The organism is Streptomyces sp. NPDC018031 (genome assembly GCF_044327625.1).
Lineage (GTDB): Bacteria > Actinomycetota > Actinomycetes > Streptomycetales > Streptomycetaceae > Streptomyces.
The window spans coordinates 168,739-189,169 of the sequence record NZ_JBIRFT010000005.1; the positions used below are offsets into that span (position 1 = coordinate 168,739).

15 protein-coding genes are annotated in these 20,431 nt (G+C 71.2%); 12 read left to right on the forward strand and 3 right to left on the reverse strand.

The genetic code is table 11. The features are described from left to right. Positions 1-216: 216 nt before the first annotated feature. From metH to ACH4B3_RS15370, 4 genes are all read left to right on the forward strand, one after another. Positions 217-3,726, forward strand: coding sequence for a methionine synthase (metH, locus tag ACH4B3_RS15355; protein WP_398463319.1), 3,510 nt, complete (start codon positions 217-219; stop codon positions 3,724-3,726). Between the two features lie 247 nt (positions 3,727-3,973). Beyond that, positions 3,974-4,693 (forward strand): HAD family hydrolase, encoded by a 720-nt coding sequence (locus ACH4B3_RS15360; protein WP_398463320.1) that lies wholly within the window; start codon positions 3,974-3,976, stop codon positions 4,691-4,693. A gap of 338 nt (positions 4,694-5,031) precedes the next feature. After that, complete coding sequence (locus tag ACH4B3_RS15365) at positions 5,032-6,636, forward strand: ABC transporter substrate-binding protein (RefSeq protein WP_398463321.1); 1,605 nt, start codon at positions 5,032-5,034, stop codon at positions 6,634-6,636. Between the two features lie 51 nt (positions 6,637-6,687). Then, the gene (locus ACH4B3_RS15370) at positions 6,688-8,274 is read left to right on the forward strand and encodes an ABC transporter substrate-binding protein (protein WP_398463322.1); all 1,587 of its coding nucleotides are present in this window, start codon (positions 6,688-6,690) and stop codon (positions 8,272-8,274) included. Between the two features lie 244 nt (positions 8,275-8,518). Here ACH4B3_RS15370 and ACH4B3_RS15375 read toward each other — a convergent pair whose 3' ends face one another. Further along, complete coding sequence (locus ACH4B3_RS15375) at positions 8,519-9,190, reverse strand: response regulator (RefSeq protein WP_398463323.1); 672 nt, start codon at positions 9,188-9,190, stop codon at positions 8,519-8,521. A gap of 155 nt (positions 9,191-9,345) precedes the next feature. Further along, entirely contained in the window at positions 9,346-10,269 is a 924-nt protein-coding gene (locus ACH4B3_RS15380; RefSeq protein WP_398463324.1) for a RecB family exonuclease, read from the reverse strand. A gap of 156 nt (positions 10,270-10,425) precedes the next feature. Here ACH4B3_RS15380 and ACH4B3_RS15385 point away from each other — a divergent pair, with 156 nt between their 5' ends. From ACH4B3_RS15385 to ACH4B3_RS15395, 3 genes are all read left to right on the forward strand, one after another. After that, positions 10,426-11,685, forward strand: a complete 1,260-nt coding sequence (locus ACH4B3_RS15385) for a site-2 protease family protein (RefSeq protein ID WP_398463325.1) — start codon at positions 10,426-10,428, stop codon at positions 11,683-11,685. A gap of 356 nt (positions 11,686-12,041) precedes the next feature. Then, on the forward strand, positions 12,042-12,971 hold the full coding sequence (locus tag ACH4B3_RS15390) for a tRNA (adenine-N1)-methyltransferase (RefSeq protein ID WP_398463326.1): 930 nt from the start codon (positions 12,042-12,044) through the stop codon (positions 12,969-12,971). Positions 12,972-13,187: 216 nt separating this feature from the next. Continuing rightward, positions 13,188-13,829: a hypothetical protein gene (locus ACH4B3_RS15395; protein WP_398463327.1), complete on the forward strand. Its 642-nt coding sequence runs from the start codon at positions 13,188-13,190 to the stop codon at positions 13,827-13,829. A gap of 25 nt (positions 13,830-13,854) precedes the next feature. Here the strand turns inward: ACH4B3_RS15395 and ACH4B3_RS15400 are convergent, their stop codons facing one another. Beyond that, a complete protein-coding gene (locus ACH4B3_RS15400) occupies positions 13,855-14,178 on the reverse strand; it encodes a ferredoxin (RefSeq protein WP_398463328.1) in 324 nt (107 codons plus the stop codon). A gap of 261 nt (positions 14,179-14,439) precedes the next feature. Here ACH4B3_RS15400 and arc point away from each other — a divergent pair, with 261 nt between their 5' ends. The 5 genes from arc to prcA all read left to right on the forward strand — a co-directional run bounded on the left by arc (position 14,440) and on the right by prcA (position 20,322). Continuing rightward, positions 14,440-16,206, forward strand: coding sequence for a proteasome ATPase (gene arc / locus ACH4B3_RS15405; protein ID WP_398463329.1), 1,767 nt, complete (start codon positions 14,440-14,442; stop codon positions 16,204-16,206). Positions 16,207-16,509: 303 nt separating this feature from the next. After that, entirely contained in the window at positions 16,510-18,021 is a 1,512-nt protein-coding gene (dop, locus tag ACH4B3_RS15410; protein ID WP_398463330.1) for a depupylase/deamidase Dop, read from the forward strand. Positions 18,022-18,155: 134 nt separating this feature from the next. Next, on the forward strand, positions 18,156-18,374 hold the full coding sequence (locus ACH4B3_RS15415) for a ubiquitin-like protein Pup (RefSeq protein WP_197987795.1): 219 nt from the start codon (positions 18,156-18,158) through the stop codon (positions 18,372-18,374). A 238-nt stretch (positions 18,375-18,612) separates the two neighbouring features. Further along, positions 18,613-19,464, forward strand: coding sequence for a proteasome subunit beta (gene prcB / locus ACH4B3_RS15420; protein WP_398463331.1), 852 nt, complete (start codon positions 18,613-18,615; stop codon positions 19,462-19,464). 63 nt (positions 19,465-19,527) lie between these two features. Further along, on the forward strand, positions 19,528-20,322 hold the full coding sequence (gene prcA / locus ACH4B3_RS15425; protein WP_398463332.1) for a proteasome subunit alpha: 795 nt from the start codon (positions 19,528-19,530) through the stop codon (positions 20,320-20,322). Positions 20,323-20,431 lie beyond the last annotated feature (109 nt).

The following is a 20,431-nucleotide window of genomic DNA, read 5'->3' on the forward strand; positions in this document are numbered from 1 at the left end:
GGGTTCGACAATGCTGAACACTATCGGTCGATGCCGACCTGGTGGTACCGGGAGCGGCGGTAAAGGATCATCCTCTCCTGCCCGCCGCTCCCGCCCCGCCCGTCCCGGCAGGTGGAACTCCCCGCCCCTCCGAGCGCCGCGGAGGCTACGCTGGCCGGGTGCGGCCTCCCACGAGGACGCAAAGCCGACAGCCGTCGCACCCCAGGGAGCATTTCCATGGCCTCGTACACGCCATCGTCCACAGCCGCCCAGCGCATCGACGCACTGCGCGAGGCGCTCGCCTCCCGAGTGGTGGTGGCCGACGGAGCGATGGGCACGATGCTCCAGGCGCAGGACCCTTCGCTGGACGACTTCGAGCAGCTCGAAGGCTGCAACGAGATCCTCAACGTGACCCGGCCCGACATCGTGCGCTCGGTGCACCAGGCGTACTTCGAGGCCGGCGTGGACTGCGTCGAGACCAACACCTTCGGCGCCAACCACGCGGCCCTGGGCGAGTACGACATCGCCGACCGGGTCTTCGAGCTGTCGGAGTCCGGCGCCCGCATCGCCCGGGAGACGGCGGACGAGTTCTCCCGGGACGGGCTCCAGCGCTGGGTGCTGGGCTCCATGGGCCCCGGGACCAAGCTCCCGACCCTGGGCCACGCCCCCTACACCACGCTGCGCGACGCCTACCAGGCGAACGCCGAGGGCCTGATCGCGGGAGGCGCGGACGCCCTGCTGGTGGAGACCACCCAGGACCTGCTGCAGACCAAGGCCGCGATCCTCGGCGCCCGCCGCGCCCTGGAGACCTCGGGCCTCGCGCTGCCGGTGATCTGTTCGGTGACCGTGGAGACCACCGGCACCATGCTGCTCGGCTCGGAGATCGGCGCGGCGCTCACCGCCCTGGAGCCGCTGGGCATCGACATGATCGGCCTGAACTGCGCCACCGGCCCGGCCGAGATGAGCGAGCACCTGCGCTACCTGGCCCGCCACTCCCGGATCCCGCTGTCCTGCATGCCCAACGCGGGCCTGCCGGTGCTGGGCAAGGACGGCGCCCACTACCCGCTGACCGCCCCGGAGCTGGCGGACGCCCAGGAGACCTTCGTCCGCGAGTACGGCCTGTCCCTGGTGGGCGGCTGCTGCGGCACCACCCCGGAACACCTGCGGCAGGTCGTGGAGCGGGTCCGCGACCTCACCCCCACCCGGCGCGACCCGCGCCCCGAGCCCGCCGCCGCCTCCCTCTACCAGGCCGTGCCGTTCCGCCAGGACACCGCCTACCTGGCGATCGGTGAGCGGACCAACGCCAACGGCTCCAAGAAGTTCCGCGAGGCGATGCTGGAAGGCCGCTGGGACGACTGCGTGGAGATGGCCCGCGACCAGATCCGCGAGGGCGCGCACATGCTCGACCTGTGCGTGGACTACGTCGGCCGGGACGGCGTGGCCGACATGGAGGAACTGGCCGGGCGGTTCGCCACCGCCTCCACCCTCCCCATCGTGCTGGACTCCACCGAGGTCGACGTGCTCCGCGCCGGGCTGGAGAAGCTCGGCGGCCGGGCCGTGATCAACTCGGTCAACTACGAGGACGGCGACGGGCCCGAGTCCCGCTTCGCCAAGGTCACCCGACTGGCCCAGGAGCACGGCGCCGCGCTGATCGCGCTCACCATCGACGAGGAGGGCCAGGCCCGCACCGTCGAGAACAAGGTCGCCATCGCCGAGCGGATCATCGACGACCTGACGGGCAACTGGGGCATCCTCGAGTCGGACATCCTCATCGACACCCTCACCTTCACCATCTGCACCGGGCAGGAGGAGTCCCGCAAGGACGGCGTCGCCACCATCGAGGCCATCCGTGAGCTCAAGCGCCGCCACCCGGACGTCCAGACGACCCTGGGCCTGTCCAACATCTCCTTCGGCCTCAACCCCGCCGCCCGCATCCTGCTCAACTCCGTCTTCCTCGACGAGTGCGTCAAGGCCGGACTCGACTCGGCGATCGTGCACGCCTCCAAGATCCTGCCGATCGCCCGTTTCGACGACGAGCAGGTCGACACCGCGCTCGACCTGATCTACGACCGTCGCTCCGAGGGCTACGACCCGCTGCAGAAGCTGATGGCGCTCTTCGAGGGCGTCAACACCAAGTCGATGAAGGCGTCCAAGGCGGAGGAGCTGCTGGCGCTGCCGCTGGAGGAGCGGCTCAAGCGGCGGATCATCGACGGCGAGCGCAACGGGCTGGAGGCCGACCTCGACGCCGCCCTCGCCGAGCGCCCGGCCCTGGACATCGTCAACGAGACCCTGCTGGACGGCATGAAGGTCGTCGGCGAGCTGTTCGGCTCCGGGCAGATGCAGCTGCCGTTCGTGCTCCAGTCCGCCGAGGTGATGAAGGCCGCGGTGGCCTACCTGGAACCGCACATGGAGAAGTCCGACGCGGAGGGCAAGGGCACCATCGTGCTGGCCACCGTCCGCGGTGACGTCCACGACATCGGGAAGAACCTGGTGGACATCATCCTCTCCAACAACGGCTACAACGTGGTCAACCTCGGCATCAAGCAGCCGGTCGCCGCGATCCTGGAGGCCGCCGAGGAGCACCGGGCCGACGTCATCGGGATGTCCGGGCTGCTGGTGAAGTCCACGGTGATCATGAAGGAGAACCTGGAGGAGCTCAACCAGCGCAAGATGGCCGCGGACTACCCCGTCATCCTCGGCGGTGCCGCCCTCACCCGCGCCTACGTCGAGCAGGACCTGCACGAGATCTACGAGGGCGAAGTCCGCTACGCGCGGGACGCCTTCGAGGGACTGCGGCTGATGGACGCCCTGATCGCGGTCAAGCGCGGGGTCCCCGGCGCCACGCTGCCCGAACTCAAGCAGCGCCGGGTCGCCCGCCGGGCCACCGCGGAGGTCACCGAACCCGAGCCCGAGCAGGGGCAGGTCCGCTCCGACGTGGCCACCGACAACCCGGTGCCCACCCCGCCGTTCTGGGGCACCCGGGTCGTCAAGGGCATCCAGCAGGCCGACTACGCCTCCTGGCTGGACGAGGGGGCGCTGTTCAAGGGCCAGTGGGGGCTGAAGCAGGCGCGCACCGGCGAGGGCCCCAGCTACGAGGAGCTGGTGGAGACCGAGGGCCGGCCGCGGCTGCGCGGCTGGCTGGACAAGCTGCACACCGAGAACCTGCTGGAGGCGGCCGTGGTCTACGGCTACTTCCGGTGCGTCTCCAAGGGCGACGACCTGGTGCTGCTGAGCGAGGACGGCAGCGAGCGGACCCGGTTCACCTTCCCCCGCCAGCGACGCGGCCGCCGGCTCTGCCTGGCGGACTTCTTCCGGCCCGAGGACTCCGGCGAGACCGATGTCGTCGGCCTCCAGGTGGTGACCGTCGGGTCGCGGATCGGCGAGGCCACCGCCGAGCTGTTCGCCGCCGACTCCTACCGCGACTACCTGGAACTGCACGGGCTGTCGGTGCAGCTCGCCGAGGCGCTCGCCGAGTACTGGCACGCCCGGGTCCGCGCGGAGCTGGGCTTCGCCGCCGAGGACCCGGCGGACGTGACCGACATGTTCGACCTCAAGTACCGCGGTGCCCGCTTCTCCCTGGGCTACGGGGCCTGCCCCGACCTGGAGGACCGGGCCAAGATCGCCGACCTGCTGGAGCCGGAGCGGATCGGGGTCCGGCTGTCCGAGGAGTTCCAGCTCCACCCCGAGCAGTCGACCGACGCGATCGTCATCCACCACCCGGAGGCGAAGTACTTCAACGCCCGCTGACCCCGTCCGGCGGCCCGCGCCCGCGCGCCGGGCCGCCCGCCGGCGGGGTGTACCGCTTCCCCCGGGACGCGGCACCGCACCGCCCGGCCGCACTCCCGCTCACGCTCCGTGAAGGGCCCCGGTCACGCTCCGGAAAACAGCGGGCGGTCGGCGCGCACCCGACGTAGACTTGACGGTCCGGAAAGGCCGGTCGTGCCCGTGCAGACGGGAGCGGCCGGCCTTCACGTCCCTTCACGGAGGTGCATGGATGACCACCGTCACCGACGGCCCCGTCCCCGAGCCCCGGCCGGCGGACGCCCCCGCCCTCGAAGCCGTGCTCCTCGACATGGACGGCACCCTGGTGGACACCGAGGGCATCTGGTGGGACGCCGAGGTCGCCATCTTCCGCGAGATGGGGTTCGTGCTCGACGAGGCCCACCGCGCGGTGGTGGTCGGCGGGCCCATGAGCCGCAGCGCCTCCTACCTCATCGAGGTCACCGGCGCCGACATCGCCCTCGCCGAGCTGAGCCTGCAGCTCAACAGCCGGTTCACCGAGCTGATCGGGGGCACGGTGCCGCTGCTGCCGGGCGCCCGCCGGCTGCTCACCGAACTGGCCGCGCACGGGGTGCCGACCGCCCTGGTCTCCGCCTCCCACCGCCGGGTCATCGACCGCGTCCTGCAGAGCCTGGGTCCCGAGCACTTCCACCTGACGGTCGCCGGTGACGAGATCGAACGGACCAAGCCGCACCCGGACCCGTACCTGGCGGCCGCCGCCGGGCTGGGCGCCGACCCCACCCGCTGTGTGGTCATCGAGGACACCATGACCGGAGTGACGGCCGCGGAGGCCGCGGGCTGCCCGGTGCTGGCGGTGCCCTCGGTGGTGCCCATCGAGGCCGCCGCGGGCCGGACGATCGTCGGTTCCCTGGAAGAAGTCGACGTGCGATTTCTCCGCCGACTGATCACGGCAAATGAACTGGCCGGGCACTGAGGGTGCCGCCGCATTTTGCCGGATGAATACTCCGGCACTTACACCGGCGCTATTCCGGTGATCATTTACGGTGTCGATCAAGTGAGCTTTCTCACCCGTTCCGGCGTCGACAAGGTGACGCCCACATGCTGCGTATCCGCTCTGGAGTGATTTGCGCGCCCCCATGTGTCCTGGTTGATAGCGGCTCGCGCATTACGCCCCGGCGTCCGGATATCGGTCGCCGGGTGGACGTTATCGCGCCGTGATAATGCCTCGACTTCGCCGTGTTCCAGCATGCCGGGGGCCGCCGACTAATCTCGTCGCGAGCACGTGGAACAACCGCAGGGAGACTCCCGACAATGAACCGCAAGACGTTGGTGCTGCCGGCCCTGGCGGGCCTGCTGACCTCCGCCCTCACCGCCTGCGGCGGGGCGGACGATTCAGGCTCGGGCGACGGCACCATCGTGGTCGGGAGCACCGATCGGATCGAGGCCACCGCGGACGCGCCCGCGCCGCTGGACCCCGCGCAGGCGTACGACGCCGCGTCCTGGGCCGTGATGCACAACTCCTTCCAGACCCTCATGCGGTTCCCGCGGTCGGGCAGCCAGCCGGTGCCGGACGCCGCCGAACGGTGCGGCTTCCAGGACAACCAGAGCGAGCAGTACCGGTGCACCCTGCGCCCCGGCCTGAAGTTCGCCGACGGCCACGAGCTGACCGCCGCGGACGTGAAGTTCTCCCTGGACCGGGTGCGCGGCATCGACCACGAGAGCGGCCCCACCTCACTGCTGGCGAGCATCGACAAGGTGGAGACGCCCAGTGAGCGGGAGGTCGTCATACATCTCTCCGCGCCCGACGCCACCTTCCCCTCCAAGCTCGCCACCCCGGCCGCGGCCATCGTCGACAGCGAGGTCTACGACCGCGCCGCGCTGCGCAAGGGCTTCGACGTCAACGGCTCCGGCCCGTACACCGTGCGGACCGAGGTGAAGGACGACCGCCTGACCAAGGCGGTCTTCGAGAAGAACGACGACTACCAGGGCGAGCTGGAGCCGCGGAGCGACAAGGTCGAGATCCGCTTCTTCGACGACTCCGCGGAGCTGGAGAAGGCCCTCGCCGACGGGTCGGTCGACGTCGCCAACCGGGAGTTCTCCGCCGAGCAGATCGAGCGGCTGGAGGCCGGCGAGGTCGACGGGGTGCGGGTCACCGAGTCCCCCGGGCAGGCCATCCGGTACCTCGCCTTCAACACCGAGGCCCCGGCGGTGAAGGACAAGGCCGTCCGGCAGGCGATGGCCCGCATCGTGGACCGCCAGGCACTGGTCCGCGACGTCTACAAGCGGACCGGCGACCCCCTCTACTCCCTGGTCCCTACCGGCATCGTCGCGCACACCAACTCCTTCCACAACGCCTACGGCGAGCCCTCGGTCTCCGGCGCCCGCCAGGTGCTGCGCAGGGCCGGCATCCAGACCCCGGTGAAGCTGACCCTCACCTACACCACGGACCACTACGGCCCGGCGACGGCCAAGGAGTTCGCCAAGCTCCGGGACCAGCTGAACGCCAGCGGCCTGTTCTCGGTGAAGACCGAGGGGGTCAAGTGGACCGAGTTCCGGCCCGCCGCCGCGGACGGCGAGTACGCCGTCTACGGCATGGGCTGGTTCCTGGACTTCCCCGACCCGGACAACTACATCGCCCCGTTCATCGGCAAGGACAACTTCCTCAACTCCCCCTACCGCAACAGCACCATCGAGCAGGAGCTGCTGCCCAGCACCCGCCAGCAGGCCGAGCGCACCCGGACCGTGCCGGACTTCCAGCGCATCCAGGACCTGGTGGCCGAAGACGTGCCGGTGCTGCCGCTGTGGCAGGGGAAGCAGTACGTGGTGTCCCGTGACGACGTCACCGGGACCGAGTACGCGCTCGACTCCTCGGCGATGCTGCAGCTCTGGGAGCTGGGCCGGGGTGTGAAGGACTGACGTTTCCCACGGGGGTCGAACAACCAGGACCGAACTGTGAGGAAAACACGCGTGACCATATCCAACCGATGGCTGGCCGGGCCGCTGGCCGCGGGGATCGCCGCGGCCCTGCTCACCGGCTGCGGCGAAGAGACGGCGGGAGCCGGCGACTCCGGATCGAAGGTGGTCATGGGGATGTCGGACGACGTCCTCGCCACCGACCCGGCCGCCGGCTACGACCCCGGCTCCTGGCTGCTGTTCAACAACGTCTACCAGTCGCTGCTCAGCTTCCCCAAGGGCGCCACCAGCCCGCGCCCGGAGGCGGCCGAGAAGTGCGGCTTCGCCGACGGCGGCGGCCTGGTGTACCGGTGCACCCTGCGCGACGGCCTCACCTTCTCCAACGGGAACCCGCTGACCTCCAAGGACGTCAAGTTCTCCTTCGACCGCACCCGGCGGATCGACGACCCGGCGGGTCCCGCGGTGATGTTCGCCGGGCTCGACAAGGTCACCACCCCCGACGCGCGGACCGTGGTCTTCCACCTCAGCTCGCCCGACGCCACCTTCCCGCAGAAGATCGCCTCCGGCGCGGGTTCCATCGTGGACCACCGGTCCTACCCCGCCGACCGGCTCCGCACCGACCACGAGGCGGTCGGCTCCGGTGTCTACACCCTGGACTCCTTCGACAAGAACCGGGCCGACTTCTCCGTCAACCCGGACTACCGGGGCCCGGCCCAGGCCCAGAACTCCGGGGTGTCGCTGCGCTTCTTCCGCGGCGACCAGCGCGCGCTGAAGGACGCGGTGCGCGGCGGCGAGATCGACGTGGCCTACCGCGGACTGACGATGCAGGACATCGCCGGCCTGGAGGAGACCACCGGCACCGGCGACGACGAGCTCCAGGTCGTCCAGGGCACCGGCGCCGAGGTCCAGCACCTGGTCTTCAACATGAAGGACCCGGTCGCCGGCAAGCTCGCGGTCCGCAAGGCGATCGCCCAGGTCATCGACCGGGACGCGCTGGTCCGCGACGTGTACAAGCGCACCGCCGAACCGCTGTACTCGATCGTCCCGGCCGGTATCACCGGCCACAACACCGCCTTCTACGACGCCTACGGCGACCAGCCGCGGCGCGACCGGGCGCAGACGGCGCTGCGCGACGCCGGCATCACCGACAAGGTCGAGCTGACCCTGTGGGGCACGCCCACCCGCTACGGCCCGGGCACCGTCCCCGGCCTGCGGAAGATCGCCGAGCAGCTGAACGCCAGCGGTCTGTTCGACGCGCGGGTGCGCAGCGTGGAGCTGGACGCATACGAGAAGGGCGTCGCCGCCGGGGAGTACGGCGTCTACGTGAAGGGCTGGGTGCCCGACTACCCGGACCCCGACAACTTCGTCAGCCCCTTCTTCGGCAAGGGGAACGTGCTGTCCAACCACTTCACCTCGCGGACCCTGACCGAGCAGCTGATCCCGGCCACCGCGGCGGAGCCCAGCCGGCAGTCCACGGTCAAGGATTTCGACCGCATCCAGGACCTCGTCGCCGAGCAGATCCCGATGCTGCCGCTGTGGCAGGGGAAGCAGTACGCGGTGGCCCGCTCCGGGATCTCCGGCCTGCAGTGGACCCTGGACGCCTCCACCGTCTTCCGGTTCTGGGAGATCGAGAAGGCGTGAGCCCGGCGCGCCCGGGTCCGCGCGCGCCAGGCGCGCACGGACCCGGGGCCACGGCGAGCCACTCGCGGCGGCGGGCCCGGCGCCCGGGCCGGGCCGGGCTACGGGGCGCCAGGCGAGAGCCGGGGCCCCGCCCGGGCCGGCCGGCGCCGGGCGAGGACCGGGCCGGCCAGGGCTGCGGGGCGCCACGCGAGGACCGGGGCGGCCAGGGCAGCCGGGAGCCGGGCGGGAGCCGGTCGGGCAGGGGCTACTGGGCGCCCGGCCGGACCAGCCCGCTCTCGTACGCGTACACCGCGGCCTGCACCCGGTCCCGCAGCCCCAGCTTCGTGAGCACATGGCCCACATGCGTCTTCACCGTCGTCTCGCTGACGAACAGGTCCGCCGCGATCTCCGCGTTCGACAGCCCCCGGGCGACCAGCTTCAGCACCTCGACCTCACGGTCGGTCAGCGTGTTCAGGGTGTCCGGAACCGCCTCCTCGCCGGAGGGCAGGTGCCCGGCGTACTTGTCCAGCAGCCGGCGGGTGATGCTCGGCGCCAGCATGGCCTCGCCCGCGGCCACCACCCGGATCGCCTGCACCAGCTCGTGCGCCGGGGCGTCCTTGAGCAGGAAGCCGCTGGCGCCCGCGCGCAGCGCCTCCACCACGTACTCGTCCAGGTCGAAGGTGGTCAGTACCAGCACCTTCGCCGGACCGTCCCGTCCCGGCCCGGTGATCTGCCGGGTCGCCTCCACGCCGTCCATCCGGGGCATCCGGATGTCCATCAGCACCACGTCGGGCTGGAGCGCCCGCACCTGGTCCAGGGCCTGCAGACCGTCCCCGGCCTCGCCGACGACCGCGAGATCCTGCTCCGCCTCCAGGATCATGCGGAAACCCGTCCGCAACAGTGGTTGGTCATCGACGAGCAGGACACGGACAGCCACCGGACATCTCCTTCGCTAGACCGCCCCATTCTGCCCTCCCGTCGCCGCCTCCCGCCGGGAGGGACCCCACCGGCCGTTCCTACCAGGGCCGTTCCGGGGCGTGGCGCGTCCCGCCCGCCCGGCGCCCGGCACCCGTCCGGCCGCGCGGGACGCGGTCAGCGGTCGCTCTCCTCCGGCGGCACCGGGCGGGGCGCCGGGGGGCGCACCTGCAGCGGGTAGGGCGGGGGAGTGCCACCGAACTCCGGACAGTGCGCCTGGTGGTCGCACCACCCGCACAGCTTGGTCGGCCGGGGCCGCCAGTCCCCGGTCTCGGTGGCCAGCGAGATCGCCTCCCACAGGGCGTGCAGCTTGCGCTCCACCGCCAGCAGGTCCTCCGGCCGCGGATCGTAGGTCAGCACGTCACCGCTGCCCAGATAGACCAGCTGGAGGCGGCGCGGCACCACCGAGCGCAGCCGCCACAGCACCAGGGCGTAGAACTTCATCTGGAAGAGCGGGCCGGACGCGTACTGCGGGGCGGGCGCCTTCCCCGTCTTGTAGTCGACGATCCGCACGTCACCGCTGGGCGCCACGTCGACCCGGTCGATGTAGCCCCGCAGGGTCAGCCCGGAGTCCAGCTCCGTCTCCACGAACAGCTCGCGCTCCGCGGGCTCCAGCCGGGTCGGGTCCTCCAGCGTGAACCACCGCTCCACCAGGGCCTCCGCGTCCGCCAGCCACCGCGCCAGCCGCTCCGGGTCCTGACTGCCGTCCTCCCGCGCGAAGAGCTCCGCCAGCTCCGGACGGGCGGCCAGCAGGCGCTGCCACTCGCCCGGCACCAGGCCCACCGCCCGCGGTGCCGTGCGCTCCGCCGCCGGGGCGTCGAACAGCCGCTCCAGCACCGCGTGCACCACGGTGCCCCGGGTGGCCGCCGGGCTCGGCTTCTCCGGCAGCCGGTCGATCACCCGGAAGCGGTACAGCAACGGGCACTGCATGAAGTCGGCGGCGCGCGACGGGGACAGTGACGACGGCCGGCCCGCGGCGGGGGTGCGGGCGGCTGCTGCGGGCGCGGAGGGCTCTTCGGCCTCGCCGGTGACGGTTCCCATGACGAAGACCCTACGGCTCCGCACCGACGGACGGGGACGCCGGAGCCCGGGTCGAGGGTGGCGGTGGGAGGTGGCGGGGGGCGACGCATACCATCGACGGCAGAGGCCCCCGCACTGCATGATCGTGGGACCGTACCAAAAGGGCGCGGGGGACGTATGCGACGAGGGGACACCGTGGACAACAGCGGGCAGCGGCAGTCCGGCCGCGACGGCGCCGACCGCGCGACCGGGCCCGAGGGCGACGGGCCGCAACGCCCCCGGGAGGTGGGCGGCGGTTTCCTGATGGGGCGGCCGTTCGGCGTCCCCGTCTACGTCGCGCCCAGCTGGTTCATCGTCGCCGCCCTGATCACCTGGGTCTTCGGGGACCAGCTGGACCGGGTGCTGCCCGAACTGGGCGCGGCCCGCTACCTGGTCTCGCTGTTCTTCGCGGTGGCCTTCTACGCCTCGGTGCTGGTCCACGAGCTCGCCCACACGGTCGCCGCCCTCCGCTACAAGCTCCCGGTCCGCCGTATTCAGCTGCAGTTCTTCGGCGGTGTCTCGGAGATCGAGAAGGAGACTGAGACGCCCGGCCGCGAGTTCGTCCTCGCCTTCGTCGGGCCGCTGCTCTCGCTGGTCCTGTCCGGGGTGTTCTACCTGGGCATGCAGTTCGTGGAGCCGGGCACCGTCCCGGGCGTGCTGCTCGCCGGCCTGATGATCTCCAACCTCATCGTGGCCGCGTTTAACCTGCTCCCCGGGCTGCCGCTGGACGGCGGCCGGATGCTGCGCGCCGTGGTGTGGAAACTCAGCGGCAAGCCGATGACCGGCACCATCGCGGCGGCCTGGACCGGCCGCGCGCTGGCCGTCACGGTGCTGATCGGGCTGCCGCTGCTGAGCCAGGCGGGCGGCTTCAACGAGGACGCGGAGGGCTTCGGCAGCTTCGAGTCGCTCACCGACGCGCTGCTCGCCGCCATCCTCGCCGCGATCATCTGGACCGGCGCCGGGAACAGCCTGCGGATGGCCCGGCTGCGCGAGCGGCTGCCCGGGCTGAGCGCCCGCACCCTCACCCGGCGGGCCGTCCCGGTCGCCGGTGACACCCCGCTGTCCGAGGCGCTGCGCCGGGCGAACGAGGCCGGCGCGCGCGCCCTGGTCGTCGTCGACGGCCAGGGTGTCCCGACCGCGGTGGTGCGGGAGGCGGCCATCGCCGGGGTCCCGGAACACCGGCGGCCATGGGTCGCGGTCAGCAGCCTCGCCCAGGACCTCAGGGAGGGCATGAAGGTCTCCGCCGAGCTGACCGGCGAGGACCTGCTGGACACCCTGCGTGCCACCCCGGCGACGGAGTACCTGGTGGTGGAGGAGACCGGGGAGATCTACGGGGTGCTGTCCACGGCCGACGTGGAGCGGGCCTTCGTGGCGGCCATGGCCCGGCCCTCCTCCTGATCCGAAGCCCTCCCCGCCGGCCGCCGGCGGTGCGCCGGGCGTCCCGTCCGCCCGCCCGTGCGGGCCGTACCGGAGCCGCGACCGGGCGCGGGGCGCCGCCGCCCGTGGTCCGGCGCCCGGTCCGCCGCCCGTGGTGCGGCGCCCGGGGCCCCGCCGGCCGCCGGGAGGCCCGAGGGCCGCGGTGGCCGGGCGGTCCGGCCGCGGCCTGGTTCCTCCCGGTTCCGCCTGGTTCCCCCTGGTTCCCCCTGGTTTCTCCGGTTCCTCTGGTTCCTCTGGTTCCCCTGGTTTCCCCCGGTTCCGCCTGGTCCGGCCGACCGGCGGCGGCCGGCACTCGCACGGCCCGGTAGGCTGTTCACATGTCCGAACCGACCGGTGCCGCCCGCCGTCGCGGGCCCTTCCAGGTCGGGGACCAGGTCCAGCTCACCGACCCCAAGGGACGCCACTACACCTTCACGCTCGAAGCCGGGAAGAACTTCCACACCCACAAGGGTTCCTTCCCGCATGACGAGCTGATCGGTGCCCCCGAGGGAACCGTCGTGCGTACCACGGGAAACGTCGCGTATCTCGCGCTGCGTCCCCTGCTCCCCGACTATGTCCTGTCCATGCCGCGAGGCGCAGCCGTGGTCTACCCCAAGGACGCGGGGCAGATCCTGGCGATGGCCGATATCTTCGCCGGCGCCCGCGTCGTGGAGGCCGGAGTCGGCTCCGGCTCGCTCAGCACCTTCCTGCTGCGGGCCATCGGCGACCAGGGCATGCTGCACTCCTACGAGCGCCGGGCCGACTTCGCCGAGATCGCGCAGCAGAACGTCGAGCGCTACTTCGGCGGTCCGCACCCCGCCTGGCGGCTCACCGTCGGTGACCTCCAGGACAACCTGTCGGACACCGACGTGGACCGCGTCATCCTCGACATGCTCGCCCCCTGGGAGTGCCTGGAGGTGGTCTCCAAGGCGCTGGTGCCCGGCGGCATCCTGTGCGCCTACGTCGCGACCACCACCCAGCTGGCCCGCACCGTCGAGGCGATCCGCGAGTTCGGCACCTTCAACGAGCCGAGCGCCTGGGAGACCATGGTCCGCACCTGGCACGTGGAGGGCCTGGCCGTCCGCCCCGACCACCGGATGATCGGGCACACCGGCTTCCTGCTCACCGCCCGGCGCCTGGCCGACGGCGTGGAACCGCCGCTGCGCCGCCGCCGCCCGGCCAAGGGCGCGTACGGCGAGGACTACGCGGGCTGGGGAGCGAAGGACGCGGCCGGCGGAGGCAGGGACGCCGCCGGCGGCGGGGCCTGAGCGACCGGATCCCGCCCCCTCCGGCGGGGCCCGGCGACCGCCGCCCGGCCCGGCCAACACCTCGGCGCAGCCACCGACTTCCCGCCCGGGAAGCGGTGGCTGCGCCGCTTCCCGGACCCGGAGCCGAAACCCGCCCCCGGTGGTTCCTGCCGGGTGTGACGTGTGGCACGATGCTGGGCACCCCCCAAGCCGAAGCTCTCACAGGAGTCACTCCGCGTGCAGTTCCAGGCAGGTGCTGAATCCCGTCCGGCAACCTCCCCGGCCACCCTCCCGCCGCCCGACCTGGGCCTTCCGCACAGCCGCCCGCGGCCGGTGCACTGGGTCGCCACCGCGGCCGCCATCGCTGCCGTGGTGGCCGGGGCGTCCATCCTGCAGCCGTCCGACGCCGAGGCGACCGCCTCCGACATCAGGACGACCGCCACCCGGGCCCCGGCCCCGCCGGCCGCGGTGCCGGCCCCCGACGCCCGCGCCGCCGACTACCCGGTCGACTGCGGTGCGGTCCGGCTCGACGTGGTGCGGTCGGCTTCCGGGGACCTGGACGGCGACGGCCGCCCCGAGACGGTCGCCGTGGTCCGCTGCCACTCCGAGACCGGTACTCCGCCCAGCGGGGTCTACGTCCTGGGGACGGCCGGCGGGAAGGGTGCCGCCCCCCGGGTGGTGGCCACCTTCGTCGACCCGAAGGAACGGATGAGCGTGACCGGCTTCGCGCTGCGCGGTACCACCGTCTCGGCCACCCTGCTCGGCTACTCCTCCCTGGACGTGCCGCGCTGCTGTCCCGACCTGCAGCGCAAGGTCAACTGGCAGTGGCGGGACGGCGAGTTCGTACTGGAGGCGCTGCCGCCGGCCGGGAGCGTGTGACCGCTCCCGTACGGTGACCGGGGGGTCACTCCGCGTCCGGGCCGTACACCTCGACCTTGTCCGATACGCGTCGTACGTGGATGCACTCGCCCGGGCACTCCTTCGCCGAGTCCACCACCTCGGACAGCAGAGGCAACGGCACCAGGGTGGTGGCACCCTGGTCCTGGAGCAGTTCGTCGTCGGCGCCCTTCACATAGGCCAGTCCGTCGATGTCCAGCTCGAAGACCTCCGGGGCGTACTGTGCGCAGATACCGTCCCCGGTGCACAGGTCCTGGTCGATCCACACCTCCAGTGCGGCCTCGGCGGTACCGGCCGGGGTGGACACGGCGTTTTCCTGCTGCATGGTCATCTGGGGTGCCGCTCCCTGCGCACATGATTGCAATGCCGACAGGCCGACCAAAAGTTGCCAGCTCTGACGGGTGTTGACCGAGCCGACGATACAACCGGTCGCTTTCCGATGTTGTTGGGTGGGTATTCACCTGGCGTGAGGACGTACGCAAGGGTGAAGATCGGACACACTCCGTTCGGGTTTGTGATCTAGGGGTTTCAACCTGCACCGGCCCAGGTAGGGTCAGGAAGCGTCCAGCTCCCAATGGAGGAGGTGAGGACCGTGGCAGCCCACGACGACGACATCAACCGCGGCATCCGGCCGGGGCGGGGGTCCGAGGACCCAGCCGGCCAGGTTGCCTATCTAGAGCAGGAGATCGCCGTCCTGCGACGTAAGCTCGCCGACTCTCCGCGGCACACGAGGATTCTCGAAGAGCGGATCGTCGAGCTGCAGACCAATCTGGCGGGCGTGTCCGCGCAGAACGAGCGGCTCGCCAATACCCTCCGTGAGGCCCGCGACCAGATCGTGGCCCTCAAGGAGGAGGTCGACCGGCTCGCCCAGCCGCCGGCCGGCTTCGGAGTGTTCCTGCAGGCCAACGAGGACGGCACGGCCGACATCTTCACCGGAGGCCGGAAACTCCGGGTGAACGTCAGCCCGAGCGTCGAACTCGAGGACCTCGAGCGCGGCCAGGAGGTCATGCTCAACGAGGCACTCAACGTGGTCGAGGCCATGGAGTTCGAGCGGGCCGGGGACATCGTCACCCTCAAGGAGATCCTCGAGGACGGCGAGCGCGCCCTGGTGATCGGGCACACCGACGAGGAGCGTGTGGTACGGCTCGCGGAGCCGCTGCTGAACACCACCATCCGCCCCGGTGACGCCCTGCTGCTCGAGCCCCGTTCCGGCTACGTCTACGAGGTCGTGCCCAAGAGCGAGGTCGAGGAGCTGGTCCTCGAAGAGGTCCCGGACATCGACTACACCAAGATCGGCGGCCTGGGGAACCAGATCGAGCTGATCCGTGACGCGGTCGAGCTCCCGTACCTCTACCCGGACCTGTTCAAGGAGCACGAACTGCGGCCGCCCAAGGGTGTGCTGCTGTACGGCCCGCCCGGCTGCGGCAAGACGCTCATCGCCAAGGCCGTCGCCAACTCCCTTGCCAAGAAGGTCGCCGAGGTGACCGGGAAGCCCGCCGGGAAGAGTTTCTTCCTCAACATCAAGGGCCCCGAGCTGCTCAACAAGTACGTCGGCGAGACCGAACGGCACATCCGGCTGGTCTTCCAGCGGGCCCGGGAGAAGGCGAGCGAGGGCACGCCCGTCATCGTGTTCTTCGACGAGATGGACTCCCTCTTCCGCACCCGCGGCTCCGGGGTCAGCTCGGACGTGGAGAACACCATCGTCCCGCAGCTGCTCTCCGAGATCGACGGCGTGGAGGGCCTGGAGAACGTCATCGTGATCGGCGCCTCGAACCGCGAGGACATGATCGACCCGGCGATCCTGCGCCCCGGCCGCCTCGACGTGAAGATCAAGATCGAGCGTCCGGACGCCGAGGCCGCCAAGGACATCTTCTCGAAGTACCTCACCGAGACCCTGCCCATCCACACGGACGACCTGGCCGAACACAGCGGGTCGCGGAAGGCCGCGGTGGCGGGCATGATCCAGTCGGTCGTCGAGCAGATGTACGCCGAGTCCGAGGAGAACCGCTTCCTCGAGGTGACCTACGCCAACGGCGACAAGGAAGTCCTCTACTTCAAGGACTTCAATTCCGGCGCCATGATCCAGAACATCGTGGACCGGGCCAAGAAAATGGCGATCAAGGCATTCCTGGACCACGACCAGAAGGGACTGCGGGTCGCCCATCTGCTCGCCGCCTGCGTGGACGAGTTCAAGGAGAACGAGGACCTGCCGAACACCACCAACCCGGACGACTGGGCCCGCATCTCCGGAAAGAAGGGCGAGCGGATCGTGTTCATCCGCACCCTGGTCACCGGAAAACAGGGCGCGGACACCGGACGCTCCATCGACACGGTGGCGAACACCGGTCAGTACCTGTAAGGCCGCAGTCCGGCTGCGGATGTCCCGCGGGTCCCCCTGCCGAGGGCGGGGGGAGGGCATCCGCAGCCGGACGCGTATTTCCGCACGGGCGCGTACATCCGCATGGACGCGTGAATCTGCATGGATGAACCGGACCGGGGCAATGACTGAAATGATCTCCCACCCGCCGCGTCACCGTTCTAGGCTCTGCGGTACCGCCGCGACGCGCTGTGGGGGACCAGCGACGACCGATTCCGGACCGGATGCGCAGCGGGACTTGAGCGCCGGCCCCATCCGGGGCCGCCGCCGGGCAAGGAGGGCCGCATGACCGTACGGCGCGTGATGGGTATCGAGACGGAGTACGGGATCTCCGTCCCGGGCCACCCGAACGCCAATGCCATGCTCACCTCGTCCCAGGTCGTCAACGCCTACGCGGCGGCGATGCACCGGGCGCGCCGCGCCCGCTGGGACTTCGAGGAGGAGAATCCGCTGCGGGACGCCCGCGGCTTCGACCTCGCGCGCGAATCGGCGGACGCCAGCCAGCTCACCGACGAGGACATCGGCCTGGCCAATGTCATCCTCACCAACGGTGCCCGGCTGTACGTGGACCACGCCCACCCCGAGTACTCCGCCCCCGAGGTCACCAACCCGCGCGACGCGGTGCTCTGGGACAAGGCCGGCGAGCGGATCATGGCCGAGGCGGCGCTGCGCGCCGCCGAGCTGCCCGGGGCCCAGCCCATCCACCTCTACAAGAACAACACCGACAACAAGGGCGCCTCCTACGGCACGCACGAGAACTACCTGATGAAGCGGGAGACCCCGTTCTCGGACATCGTGCGCCACCTGACCCCGTTCTTCGTCTCCCGGCAGGTGGTGACCGGGGCGGGCCGGGTCGGCATCGGCCAGGACGGCCACGAGCACGGCTTCCAGATCAGTCAGCGGGCGGACTACTTCGAGGTCGAGGTCGGGCTGGAGACCACCCTCAAACGGCCGATCATCAACACCCGGGACGAGCCGCACGCCGACGCCGAGAAGTACCGGCGGCTGCATGTGATCATCGGCGACGCCAACCTCTCGGAGATCTCCACCTACCTCAAGCTGGGCACCACGGCCCTGGTGCTGTCGATGATCGAGGACGGCTTCATCGCCGTGGACCTCGCCGTCGACCAGCCGGTGCGCACCCTCCACCAGGTCTCCCACGACCCCGGCCTGCGCCGGCTGATCACCCTGCGCAACGGCCGCACACTCACCGCGGTGCAGCTCCAGATGGAGTACTTCGAACTGGCCCGCAAGTACGTCGAGGACCGTTTCGGCACGGACGCCGACGAGCAGACCAGGGATGTGCTCACCCGTTGGGAGGACGTGCTGGGCCGCCTGGAGAACGACCCGATGAGCCTGGCCGGCGAGCTGGACTGGGTGGCGAAGCTGGAGCTCATGGAGGGCTACCGGCGCCGGGACCGCCTGGACTGGGACGCGGCGCGGCTGCACCTGGTCGACCTGCAGTACGCCGACGTGCGGCCCGACAAGGGCCTGTACAACCGTCTGGTGGCCCGTGGACGGATGCAGCGGCTGGTCACCGAGGAGGAGGTGGAGCGGGCCCGTACGCGGCCGCCGGAGGACACCCGGGCCTACTTCCGCGGGCGCTGTCTGGAGCAGTACGCCGACGACGTGGCCGCGGCCTCCTGGGACTCGGTCATCTTCGACCTGCCGGGCCGTGACTCGCTGCAGCGGGTGCCCACGCTGGAGCCCCTGCGCGGGACCCGGAACCACGTCAAGGAGCTGCTGGACCGCTGCCGCACGGCGGAGGACCTGGTCCGGCTGCTCTCGGGGGGCTGAAACGACCTTCGGCCGGGAATCATCGAGATGGCCTCCGTACGTTGAACAAGTGCGGAGCCGATGTCGGACCCGGCTTGTAGGGTCTGATCTTGAGCGACCGAATCAAGCTGGGCGAACCGAGCGGGGTGAGGTAGATGGCGACCAAGGACACCGGCGGCGGGCAGCAGAAGGCGACGCGCTCCACCGAGGAGGTCGAGGAGCAGGCGCAGGACGCGCAGGCTGCCGAGGACCTCAAGGAGCGGCAGGAGAAGCTGTCCGACGACGTCGACTCCATGCTGGACGAGATCGACGACGTCCTCGAGGAGAACGCCGAGGACTTCGTCAGGAGCTTCGTGCAGAAGGGCGGCGAGTAGGGCACCGTCCGGGGACGTGCCGGGGCCGCGGGGCGCGGTACGCGCCCTCCGGGAGCGCGCGGGGCGCGCCCCCGGGCCGGCCGGCGGCCGCGGCCCGTCCCGGGCAGGTGGCACACGATCATCGGACCGATAGGGTTCGGTCGATGATCCGCTTCGTCGGGCACCGGGCAACGGGGCCGGTCGAGGGGACACAGCCGAGCCGCTCCGGGAGAGCGGCGGACCGACTGGGAGGGAACGCGTGGAAGCGGAAATGCGCGGTAGCGGGCGCCTGCCCGCCGCCTTCCTGACGCCCGGCTCCTCCTCCTTCGTGGACTTCCTCGGCCGGCACTCCCCGGAGCTGCTGCCGGGAAGCGGCACCGGCACGCTGCCGCCGGTGCGGGGTCCGGTGGAGGCACCGCACGGCACGACCATCGTCGCGGTGACCTTCCCCGGCGGGGTGGTGCTCGCCGGTGACCGGCGGGCCACCATGGGCAACACCATCGCGCACCGGGAGATGGAGAAGGTCTTCCCGGCCGACGAGTACTCGGCGGTCGGGATCGCGGGCACGGCCGGCCCGGCCGTGGAGATGGTCCGGCTCTTCCAGCTGGAGCTGGAGCACTTCGAGAAGGTCGAGGGCGTCCAGCTGTCCCTGGAGGGCAAGGCCAACCGGCTCTCCGCCATGATCCGGGGCAGCCTGGGCATGGCCATGCAGGGCCTGGCCGTGGTGCCGGTCTTCGCGGGCTGGGACGTCGACCGCGGAAACGGCCGGATCTTCGCCTACGACGTGACCGGTGGCCGCTTCGAGGAGCAGGGCTTCGCGGCGATCGGATCCGGTTCGGTCTTCGCCCGCGGGGCCCTGAAGAAGCTGTACCGCCAGGACCTCACGGAGCACCAGGCCGCCACCGCCGTCGTGCAGGCGCTGTACGACGCGGCCGACGACGACTCGGCGACCGGCGGCCCGGACCTGGCCCGCCGGATCTACCCGATCGTCGCGGTGATCGGCGACGACGGTTACCGACGGCTCACCGAGACCGAGGTGTCCGGCATCGCCCGTGCCATCCACGAGCAGCGGCTCCGGCTGCCGGACGGCCCACGGGCCGAGCTGCTCTGAGGCGACAGGAGGCCGATCGGGATGCATTCGCCAGTGACAGTGACAGAAAGGGACGGATAGCCGGTGACGACGCCGTTCTATGTATCGCCTCAGCAGGCCATGGCCGACCGTGCGGAGTACGCCCGGAAGGGCATCGCGCGCGGCCGCAGCGTGGTCGTGCTGCAGTACGCCGACGGCATCGTGTTCGTCGCGGAGAACCCGTCCCGTGCGCTGCACAAGGTCAGCGAGATCTACGACCGCATCGCCTTCGCCGCGGTCGGCAAGTACAACGAGTTCGAGAACCTGCGCATCGGCGGGGTGCGCTACGCGGATCTGCGGGGCTACACCTACGACCGCGACGACGTCACCGCCCGGGGGCTGGCCAACGTCTACGCGCAGACCCTGGGCACCATCTTCTCCAGCGCCGCCGAGAAGCCGTACGAGGTCGAGCTGATCGTCGCCGAGGTGGGCGACGGGCCGGAGGACGACCAGATCTACCGGCTGCCGCACGACGGCTCCATCGTCGACGAGCACGGCTCGGTGGCGGTGGGCGGCAACGCCGACCAGATCAGCAGCTACCTCGACCAGCGCCACCGGGAGGGCATGACCCTCGCCGAGGCTCTGAAGCTCGCCGTCGAGTCGCTCACCCGGGACACCAGCGGCGGCGAGCGCAACCTCACCGCCGAGCAGCTGGAGGTCGCGGTCCTGGACCGCAACCGGCCGCAGCAGCGCAAGTTCAAGCGGGTCCTGGGCCGCCAGCTGTCCCGCCTGCTGGAGGCCGCGCCGACCGCGGACGCCGACACCGCCGCGGACACCGAAGCCGGCGGGTCCGGCAGCACGGAATCCGGCTCGACGGGATCCGGCTCCACCGAGGAGTGACTCCCCCGGCCGGGGCCCCCCCCCCCCCCCCCCCCCCCGGCCCCCCCCCCCCGCCCCCACCGCAGCCCCCCCCCACGTCCGCCACCTCAGCGCCCCGTAGACCCCCGAG